Below are 8350 nucleotides of genomic sequence, written 5' to 3'. Positions count from 1 at the left end.
CGCTTCGGCGGGTGCAGGGCTGCAAGCCCTGCCGGAGCCCCACCCCCCTCAACAGGCCTGAGCCACCGGCGCGCGCGTCCGCCCCAGCCACGCCAGCAGCAACCCCGACACCGCCAGCAACCCACCGGCGAACGGAATCGCCGCATACCCCAGGCCCGCGCTGATCACCGCGCCACCCAGCGCCGCACCCACCGCGTTGCCCAGGTTGAACGCACCGACATTGATCGACGACGCCAGACCCGGCGCCTCGCTGGCCACCTGCATCACCCGGATCTGCAGCGGCGGCACCAGGGCAAAGGTCGCCGCACCGAACAGCAGGACACCGAGCGCCGCCGTGGCGTGGCTCATGAAGGCCAGCGGCAGCACGAACATCAGCACCGCCAGCACGGCCAACAGGATGCGCGTGGCGCCATCCAGCGACCAGTCCGCCATGCGCCCGCCGATGCCGTTGCCGACGGTGAAGCCAATGCCGATCAGCGCCAGCGACATCGCGATGAATGCATTCGACGCGCCCGTCAGTTCGCTCAGCACCGGCGCCACGTAGGTGTAGAGAGTGAACATCGCACCGGCACCCAGCACCGTGGTGGCCATCGCCAGCAGCACCTGCGGCTGCAGGATCGCGCGTATCTCGCGACGCACGTCCGGGCGTGCATCCGGCGCCGACGCCGGCAGTGCCAGGCCCAATGCGGTGATCGCAACCAGGCCCAGGACCGCCGTGCCGGCGAAGGACAGGCGCCAGCCCAGCTGCTGGCCGACCCAGGTGGCCAGCGGCACCCCACCGATGTTGGCGATGGTCAGGCCCATGAACATGGTGGCCACGGCGGCGGCCTGCTTCTCCTTCGATACCAGGTTGGCGGCGACCACGGCACCGATGCCGAAGAACGCACCGTGGTTGAGGCTGGTGACCAGGCGTGACAGCAGTAGCAGGCCATAGTTCGGCGCCAGCGCCGACAGCAGGTTGCCGACCACGAAGATCGACATCAGCAGCATCAGCGCGGTGCGCTTGCCGAACCGCCCCATCAACAGGGTCATCACCGGTGCGCCCAGCATCACGCCGACGGCATAGGCGGTGATCAGCATGCCGGCGGAAGGAATGCTCACGCCCACGCCATCGGCGATGACCGGCAACAGGCCCATCGGGGCGAACTCGGTGGTGCCGATGGCAAAGGCGCCGACGGCGAGGGCCAGCAGTGCGGCTCGGGAATTCATGGGGGTTCGTGTGGGGAGGAAACGGGAAGCTGCGTAGCCTGCGCGCTTTGCCGCCGCCGATTAAGCCTCGCCGCGGGAAAACAGTGTTGACCCCGGTTCACAGGTGGCGGCGTGATTCCGCCGGGCATGGCCCGGCGAGCGCAGCGGCCCCCACAACGCAGAACCCCCGGCAATGCCGGGGGTCCTGGATGGATCGTTTACCAGTTGCCGGCGCCCGGCACGTGGTGGTCGCGTGCGCGGCGGCGCATCAGCAGGTTCAGCCATTCCACCAGCACCGAGAAGCCCATCGCGGCGTAGATGTAGGGCTTGGGCACGTGCACGTCCAGGCCGTCCAGGATCAGCACCGCACCGATCAGCAGGATGAAGGCCAGGGCCAGCATCTTCACTGTCGGGTTGGCATCGATGAAACGGCCCAGCGGGTTGGCAGCCAGCAGCATCACCAGCACCGACAGCAGGATGGCGGCGACCATCACCGGGATGTGGTCGGCGATGCCGACAGCGGTGATCACCGAGTCCAGCGAGAACACGATGTCGATGACCGCGATCTGCGCGATGACGTAGCCGAACACGGCCGAGGCCTTGGTGGTGCTAGGGTCTTCGTCCTCGCCACCGGTGATCAGTTCCTTGATCTCCATGAAGCCCTTGATGATCAGGAACAGGCCACCGACGATCAGCACCAGGTCGCGGATGGAGATGCCCATGCCGGCCACGGTGAACAGGTTCGCCGCCATGTGCGCCAGGTAGGCCAGCGATACCAGCAGGCCGATACGGGTGATGCAGGCCACGGCGATGCCGAGCTTGCGTGCGAACGGACGGCGCTCTTCCGGCAGCTTGCTGACGGCGATGGAGATGAACACCAGGTTGTCGATGCCGAGCACGATTTCCAGGGCGCTGAGGGTAAACAGGGTTACCCAGGCATTGGGGTCGGCGAGAAACTCAAAGGACATGGAAACTCTTCAGGACAGTGGGGGAATGGGGGTTCAGGCGTACGTGCCGGCCAACAGGTGGGGCACCACGACCAGTGCCCAGCACAGCAGCACGTTCATCATCAGCACGAACACCGCTGCCGAGCCCATGTCCTTGGCGCGGCCAGCCAGCTCGTGGATCTCCGCGCCGTAGCGCTCGATCACCGCTTCGATGGCCGAGTTGGCCAGTTCCATCGCCAGCACCAGCAGCATCGAGCCGATCATCAGCGCGCGCTCGACCGGGCTCTGGCCCAGCCACAGCGCCAGCGGGGCCAGCACTACCAGCAGGTAGACCTCCAGCCGGAACGAGGACTCGTGCAGCCAGGCGGCGCGCAGGCCCTGCCAGGACCAGCGGGCGGCCTGGAAGATGCGGCGCGGGCCGCGGGGCATGTGACCGAACTGATCAGCCACGGAGGAATTTTCCAGCAACAGGGGCGCGGCGCAGCGACCGCTCAGACGCACGGCAGGCAATCATGGGTGCACAGGAATGGGCAGACAGCCCCCATTTTGCCACAAGGGCGGCAGCGGCACCCCGCGGCGGCCGGCCAACCACCCGCCATGGGCAAGCGCAGCACGGCGGCGAACTCCTATGATGGGTGTCCCCTGTCCCTGCTGGAGCCGCTGATGACACTCGCCCGTACCTGTCTGCTGTCGCTTGGATTGCTGACCCTGGCCCCGCTGGCCCAGGCGTTGAGCCCGCCGGCCGCGCCGCGCGTGCCCGACCAGGTGTCCAACGTGGCCTGGGAAGGCGACATGGCCAGCTTCCTCAAGGCCGACCAGGGCAACCCGCCGCCGCGCGGTGGCATCGAGTTCATCGGCAGCTCCTCGATCCGCTTCTGGGAAAGCCTGGCCCAGGACTTCCCGGGCCAGCCGGTGTTCAACCGCGGCTTCGGTGGTTCGGAAGTGCGCGACAGCACCTGGTATGCCGACAAGATCGTGGTGCCCTATACGCCGTGCAAGGTGTTCTTCTACGCCGGCGACAACGATCTCAACAGCGGCCGCAGCGCCACCCAGGTGCGCGATGACGTGGTGGCCTTCGTGCAGCGCGTGCACCGCGACCTGCCGAAGACCAAGGTGGAATACCTGTCGATCAAGCCCAGCCCGTCGCGCGCGCACCTGCTGCCGGCGATCAATCAGGCCAACGCGATGATCAAGGCCGCCCTGGCCAAGCTGCCCAATGCCGGCTACACCGACATCTACACCCCGATGCTGGGCGCCGATGGCCAGCCGGACGCGAAGCTGTTCCGCGAGGACATGCTGCACATGACCCCGGCCGGCTATGCGATCTGGACCAAGGCCGTGGCACCGAAGGTCAACTGCAACTGAGCAAAGCGTGCGCCGGGCCATGCCCGGCGACGCGGCAGGCATGGGGTCAGAGCCCGTTGCGTTGCAACGGGATCCGACCCCGGTAGCGCCGGGCCATGCCCGGCGTCGGGATCAGCGGAAAACGACCGTCGCTTCGGTGCCCTTGCCGGGCTCGCTGGCGAGACTGACCTTCCAGCCGAAGCGGTCGCACAGCCGGCGCACGATCGACAGGCCCAGGCCGGTACCCTGCGGGCGATCCGGTTCCGCGCGGTAGAACGGCTCGAACGCACGGGCCAGCGCCTCGGCCGACATGCCGATGCCGGTATCACGCACCACCACCCGGTGAGATTCGACCTGCACGTCGATGCGGCCTTCGTCGGTGTAGTTGCAGGCGTTGCGCACCAGGTTGCTGACCACCACCTGCAGCACCCGCGGCGGCGCGTGCAGCTGCACCGGGCCGGCGCTGTGCAGGTGCACCGCCACCGGGCGGTTGCCCAGCAGTTCGTTGGCGTTGTCCACCTCGTAGCGGACGATGTCGTTGACATCGAACAGCTCGATCTGCGGCTCGATGTCGGCCTCGCGGGCCAGGATCAGGAACGCATCGATCACCGCCTCCATGTCCCGCCCGGCCCGCTGGATGCGCTGCAGGCTGCGGCGCAGGCGCGGTTCCAGGGTCTCGTCGCCCAGTGCCATGTCGCTGGCTACGCGGATCACGGTCAGCGGCGTGCGCAGTTCGTGGCTGGCATCGCGGGTGAAGTTGCGCTCGCGGGCCACATGGTCGGTGACCCGGTTGGCCAGTGAATGCAGCGCCGCCGCCAGCTGGCGGGTCTCGCCCTGCATGTCGCCCGGCAGCTTGTCCGGCTCCAGGTCGGCCGCCTCGGGGTGGCCCGGGTCCCAGCGCGACACGCGCCGCGCCAGCCAGTTCACCGGCGACACCAGGCGCTTGGACGCGCGGTAGGTCACCCAGCTGGCGCCGTAGACGGCCAGCAGGGTCAGCAGCACCGGCACGATGCCGAACCACAACGCCAGCATTTCCGCGCGCGAGCGCAGGAACACCAGGTACAGGCGGCCCTGCGGCCGGGCATCGACCAGCACCAGCTGGTCATCGCCGGGCAGTTCGTGGAAACCGGGTTCCAGCGTTCGCAGGTTGGCCGGGAGCGACAGGCTGGAGCGCCCGCGCTCGACCAGGTACCCGCGGATGTTCTGGGTATTGGGGGGCGGCTGCGCGGGCGAGGCCTCGTGCAGCGTCCAGTAGTAGGCGGCCTCTTCGCGCAGGGCGGCGCCCACCAGGCTGTGCTTGATCACCAGCGAGACCAGCCAGGCGCCCAGCAGGATGCCTACGCTGGCCAGCACTGCCTGCAGGATGAAAGCGATACGGATCTTGCGCGGCAGGCCGTGCGGCATTGCGGGGTCCCGGTTGAAGCGCTGCGATTATAGGCAGCGCGCCGTGCCGGCGACGTGCACGGTGGATGACCACCCCTGCGGCCGACGGCCCGTCCCCTGCCCCGCGACCCGGCCGAAGCCGGGGCGGGCCTGTTCCTGTACCGGCACTGCTCAGGCCATGGGCTGGGCAATGTCGGCGATGCGGTAACCGGCACTCTGCACGGTATGCAGCAGCGGACGGTCGAACGGCTTGTCGATGATCTTGCGCAGGTTGTACAGATGGCTGCGCAGGGTGTCCGAATCCGGCAGCCCGTTGCCCCAGATCTCGCGTTCGATTTCCTGGCGGGTGACCACGCGGGGCGATTCCCGCATCAGAATGGTCAGCAGGCGCAGGCCGATCGGCGAAAGCTGCAGTTCGGTACCGGCGCGGGTGGCCCGCATGCTGACCGGATCGAGCACCAGGTCGGCGACCTTGAGCACTTCCGAACCGACCTGGCGACGTTCGCGGCGGATCAGCGCGCGCAGGCGGGCTTCCAGTTCCTGGATGGCGAACGGCTTGGTCAGGTAGTCATCTGCACCAAACCCCAGGCCGGTGAGCTTGTCGTCCAGCGTGTCGCGCGCGGTCAACATCAGCACCGGGGTCGACTTGCGGGCATCGTTGCGCAGGCGGCGGCACACTTCGATGCCATCCAGGCGCGGCAGCATCAGGTCCAGCACGACAACGTCGTAGCTGTTTTCAGCGGCCAGACGGTAGCCGTCCAGGCCATCCTGCGCATAGTCCACCTCGAAGCCACGGCCTTCCAGGTATTCGCCGATCATCTCGGAGATGTTGCGGTTGTCCTCGACCACCAGCACCAAGCCGGAAGTCTCCTTCGTCTGACGCATGTGAGTACCTCTTTCTTCAGCTTTGTGAAACATGCCCGATCGACGGTGGACGCGATGTGAAGTTCCGTCAAGACGCAGAAAAAAGTTTCACAGCAGGGGTTTGAGCAGCGGCCAGACGTTGTCCAGGACCTTCGGCTGGGCCTGCGCGGTGGGGTGCAGGCCGTCGGCCTGCATCAGCCCCGGCTGCAGGGCCACGCCCTCCAGCAGGAACGGCAGCAGCGGCACCTTGTACCTGTCGGCCAGCGCGCGGTAGGCGGCGGCCAGGCGCTGGCGGTAGGCCGGGCCGTAGTTGGGCGGCACGTCGATGCCCAGCAGCAGCACCTTGGCCCCGGCGGCGCGGCTGGCCAGCAGCATCTTTTCCAGATTGCCCTGCACCTGCGCCGGGGTCAGCCCGCGCAGGGCATCGTTGCCGCCCAGGGCAATGACCACGACGGTCGGCTTCTCCTTGGCCAGCAGGCCCGGCAGGCGGGTCAGCGCGCCGGCGGTGGTTTCCCCGCTCATGCTGGCGTTGACGATGCGGGGCGGCGTTTTCGACTGCTGCCTGACCCGCTTGTCCAGCAGGGTGACCCAGCCCGCGTCGGCCGGGATATTGTGGGCAGCACTGAGGCTGTCACCGAGCACCAGCACCGTGCCGGCCGGACCTTTGGCACACGCCAGCCCGGACCACAGCAGCAACCCTAGCAGCAGCACCATCATCGTGCCGGCTTGCCGGCTCCATCCTGTAATGCGCATTGGAGTCTCCTCATCGACAGCCTGTCCCCCCGCAGCGCGTCCGTCGCCATCGCCGTCGACCAGGTCGGCAAATCCGTGCATGGCCCGGAGGGTGAAGTCCACATACTGGACAACATCACCCTCACGGTACATGAAGGCACCAGCGTGGCGATTGTCGGGGCCTCCGGTTCCGGCAAGACCACCCTGCTCGGCCTGCTGGCCGGGCTGGACCTGCCCAGCCGTGGCGGTATCACCCTGGCCGGGCAGGCGCTGGGCGCACTGGACGAGGAAGCCCGGGCGCAGCTGCGCGCACGCGAAGTGGGCTTCGTGTTCCAGAGCTTCCACCTGCTGCCGGCGCTGACGGCGGCCGAAAACGTCGCACTGCCGCTGGAACTGGCCGGCCGCGAGGACCGCGCGCGGGTCGATGAGGTGCTGGCCCAGGTGGGCCTCTCGCACCGCGCCCGCCATTACCCGCGGCAGCTGTCCGGCGGCGAGCAGCAGCGCGTGGCCCTGGCCCGCGCCTTCGTCACCCGCCCGCGCATCCTGTTCGCCGATGAACCCACCGGCTCGCTGGACCAGGCCACCGGCCAGCACATCAGCGACCTGCTTTTCGAACTCAATGCCGGCAGCGGCACCACCCTGGTGCTGGTTACCCACGACCTGCGCCTGGCCCAGCGCTGCCAGTACATCCACCGCATCGACAGCGGTCGCCTGCAGGCGGTCGAGTACGGGGCACAGGCATGAACCTGCTGCGGCACGCCTGGCGCGCGCTGCGCCGCGAAGCCCTGGCCGGTGACCTGCTGACCGTGTTCGCCGCGCTGGTGCTGGGCGTGGCGGTGATGACCGCCGTCGGCACCCTGGTGAACCGGGTCAACCTGGCCCTGACCGGCAGCGCGGCCGAGATGCTGGGCGGCGACCTCGGCGTGGCCGGGCGCAGCGATCCGCCCGCGGCCTTCGCCGAAGAAGCGCAGCGGCGCGGACTGGCGCATACCCGCATCGCCGGCTTCGGCAGCGTGCTGTTCAACGGTGACGCCAGCCAGATGGCCAGCATCAAGGCGGTGCAGGCCGGCTACCCGCTGCGCGGCACGCTGCGGGTGCGGGCCACGCCGGGCGGCGCGCTGATCGCCGATGCCGGCATGCCGCCGCAGGGCCAGACCTATGCCGACCCGCGCCTGCTGCAGGCGCTGGGCCTGAAGGTCGGTGACGCGCTCGAGTTTGGTGCCGGCACGCTGCGCGTGGCCGGCATCATCGAGGCCGAGCCGGACAGCGGTGGCGACCTGCTGACGCTCTCCCCCACCCTGCTGGTCAACCGCGCCGACGTCGATGGCACCGGCCTGCTCGGGCCGGGCAGCCGCATCAACTACCGGCTGATGGTGGCCGGTGCACCCGACCAGGTGGCCGCGTACCGGCAATGGCTGCTGCCGCAGGTGAAGGGCATGCGCCTGCTGAGCGTGGACGACACCCAGCGTGGCGTGCGCCAGGCGTTTGATCTGGCCGGCCGCTTTCTCGGTCTGAGCGCGCTGCTGGCGGTGCTGCTGGCCGGCGTGGCCACCGCGCTGGCGGCTAACCGCTTCGCGTTGCGCCGCATTGACCAGGTGGCGATCCTGCGCTGCATCGGCGCACGCCAGCGCGACATCCTCGCTGGCCTGGCGCTGCAGCTGCTGATGCTGGCGGTGCCGGCCTGCGCGCTCGGCATCGGCCTGGGCATGGCCGCGCAGGAAGGCCTGGTGCAGGTGCTGGGCAGCCTGGTGCCGCAGCGCCTGCCGCTGCCCGAGGCCACCCCGGCGCTGACCGGCGCGGGCATCGGCCTGCTGCTGTTGTTCGGCTTCGGCCTGCCGCCGCTGCTGCGCCTGCGCGGGGTGCCGCCGATGCGCGTACTCAACCGCTCCTTC

The 8350-nt window shown here is 68.9% G+C and carries 9 protein-coding genes; 3 read left to right on the top strand and 6 right to left on the bottom strand.

All coding sequences use genetic code 11. The annotated features are described in order from the left end of the window. Positions 1-48: 48 nt before the first annotated feature. The 3 genes from DCO49_RS18545 to DCO49_RS18535 form a co-directional block, all read right to left on the bottom strand. Positions 49-1209, bottom strand: coding sequence for an MFS transporter (locus tag DCO49_RS18545; RefSeq protein ID WP_116865246.1), 1161 nt, complete (start codon positions 1207-1209; stop codon positions 49-51). A 197-nt stretch (positions 1210-1406) separates the two neighbouring features. Beyond that, positions 1407-2156 (bottom strand): TerC family protein, encoded by a 750-nt coding sequence (locus tag DCO49_RS18540; RefSeq protein ID WP_108767789.1) that lies wholly within the window; start codon positions 2154-2156, stop codon positions 1407-1409. Positions 2157-2189: 33 nt separating this feature from the next. Continuing rightward, positions 2190-2585 carry a diacylglycerol kinase gene (locus DCO49_RS18535; protein WP_116865248.1) on the bottom strand — a complete coding sequence of 132 codons (396 nt, stop codon included), beginning with the start codon at positions 2583-2585 and terminating at the stop codon, positions 2190-2192. Between the two features lie 213 nt (positions 2586-2798). Here DCO49_RS18535 and DCO49_RS18530 point away from each other — a divergent pair, with 213 nt between their 5' ends. Beyond that, complete coding sequence (locus tag DCO49_RS18530) at positions 2799-3500, top strand: SGNH/GDSL hydrolase family protein (protein WP_116865247.1); 702 nt, start codon at positions 2799-2801, stop codon at positions 3498-3500. Between the two features lie 111 nt (positions 3501-3611). Here the strand turns inward: DCO49_RS18530 and DCO49_RS18525 are convergent, their stop codons facing one another. The 3 genes from DCO49_RS18525 to DCO49_RS18515 all read right to left on the bottom strand — a co-directional run bounded on the left by DCO49_RS18525 (position 3612) and on the right by DCO49_RS18515 (position 6479). Further along, positions 3612-4883 (bottom strand): HAMP domain-containing sensor histidine kinase, encoded by a 1272-nt coding sequence (locus DCO49_RS18525; RefSeq protein WP_116865245.1) that lies wholly within the window; start codon positions 4881-4883, stop codon positions 3612-3614. Positions 4884-5033: 150 nt separating this feature from the next. Then, on the bottom strand, positions 5034-5747 hold the full coding sequence (locus DCO49_RS18520; protein ID WP_002811889.1) for a response regulator transcription factor: 714 nt from the start codon (positions 5745-5747) through the stop codon (positions 5034-5036). 87 nt (positions 5748-5834) lie between these two features. Beyond that, positions 5835-6479, bottom strand: coding sequence for an arylesterase (locus DCO49_RS18515; RefSeq protein ID WP_116865244.1), 645 nt, complete (start codon positions 6477-6479; stop codon positions 5835-5837). 75 nt (positions 6480-6554) lie between these two features. Between DCO49_RS18515 and DCO49_RS18510 the strand changes: the two genes are divergently transcribed. Together DCO49_RS18510 and DCO49_RS18505 are read left to right on the top strand one after the other, a co-directional pair. Further along, positions 6555-7202: an ATP-binding cassette domain-containing protein gene (locus DCO49_RS18510; RefSeq protein ID WP_116865243.1), complete on the top strand. Its 648-nt coding sequence runs from the start codon at positions 6555-6557 to the stop codon at positions 7200-7202. After that, a partial coding sequence (locus DCO49_RS18505; protein ID WP_133249451.1) for an FtsX-like permease family protein occupies positions 7199-8350 on the top strand: 1152 nt, incomplete at its 3' end. The genes DCO49_RS18510 and DCO49_RS18505, both read left to right, overlap by 4 nt.

The organism is Stenotrophomonas sp. SPM, assembly GCF_003105135.1.
Classification (GTDB): domain Bacteria; phylum Pseudomonadota; class Gammaproteobacteria; order Xanthomonadales; family Xanthomonadaceae; genus Stenotrophomonas.
The sequence above is the reverse complement of the archived record's forward strand: the minus strand, read 5'-3'. Positions and strand labels throughout refer to the sequence as shown.

Coding starts and splice junctions, on each gene's coding strand:
- DCO49_RS18520 (WP_002811889.1), bottom strand. CDS start 5,747: ATGCGTCAGACGAAGGAGACTTCCGGCTTGGTGCTGGTGGTCGAGGAC.
- DCO49_RS18540 (WP_108767789.1), bottom strand. CDS start 2,156: ATGTCCTTTGAGTTTCTCGCCGACCCCAATGCCTGGGTAACCCTGTTT.
- DCO49_RS18545 (WP_116865246.1), bottom strand. CDS start 1,209: ATGAATTCCCGAGCCGCACTGCTGGCCCTCGCCGTCGGCGCCTTTGCC.
- DCO49_RS18515 (WP_116865244.1), bottom strand. CDS start 6,479: ATGCGCATTACAGGATGGAGCCGGCAAGCCGGCACGATGATGGTGCTG.
- DCO49_RS18530 (WP_116865247.1), top strand. CDS start 2,799: ATGACACTCGCCCGTACCTGTCTGCTGTCGCTTGGATTGCTGACCCTG.
- DCO49_RS18525 (WP_116865245.1), bottom strand. CDS start 4,883: ATGCCGCACGGCCTGCCGCGCAAGATCCGTATCGCTTTCATCCTGCAG.